Source organism: Zooshikella harenae (assembly GCF_018837975.1).
GTDB lineage: Bacteria > Pseudomonadota > Gammaproteobacteria > Pseudomonadales > Zooshikellaceae > Zooshikella > Zooshikella harenae.
The window spans coordinates 1-705 of the sequence record NZ_JAGSOY010000320.1; the positions used below are offsets into that span (position 1 = coordinate 1).

Below are 705 nucleotides of genomic sequence, written 5' to 3' on the forward strand. Positions count from 1 at the left end.
TTTAGGTTTTTTAGGTCTTTCTTTTCCAGGAATACCCAGCCTCTTTAAGGCTTTATTTTGCTTACGCCAAGCACTCAACGCTGGATCAGGTACATAAAAACGAAAATCAATCGGCAAGGTCACCATTGGTGTCACAAGTAGCATAAACACAAGCTCTTGCCCTTGAGCATAGCCTCCCGATTTTTTATCTTTTATTTTATGTACACCCTTAATATGTCGTGTATTCTTGGAACGCAATCGATCACTGTCGTCAAAAATGAGCACACCACTCGATAGACGATAGTGATTCAATATCAGTCTGACACTGGCTTGCAACAATGATGACCAGGCCATCTTGCTATGGTAAAACATCCAACGTAACTGATCCTGTTTAAAGGCTCCTAAGCTACATCGTTCAAAAGCAGCCCAACAAAATACGCCAGTAACACCAATACCCATCAGCATAATCACTAACCAACGACGCTGAATTCGACTTAACCCTGACGATTGAAAAGAAACGGTAAGGGTATCGTTAAGAGCCTGAACAAACGTTATCACATGGGGAATTGGGGTAATCAACACAAGTCGTCATCTAGTCGCCATTAAAGTAGAAGCACGATATACTACACCATTACTGGTCTGCAGGTATCGTGTTGATCGTTCTTTGCTAGGCGAAGAAATGGAGCCATACCTGTAGTCCAGTCTTCTGAACCTCTCTCCCTGCCA

Annotated in this window: 1 protein-coding gene; it reads right to left on the bottom strand. The window is 42.7% G+C overall.

Going from position 1 to position 705, the window contains the following annotated elements; translation table 11 throughout:
• A partial coding sequence (locus tag KCG35_RS25900; protein WP_215822790.1) for a hypothetical protein occupies positions 1-561 on the bottom strand: 561 nt, incomplete at its 3' end.
• Between the last annotated feature and the right edge of the window lie 144 nt (positions 562-705).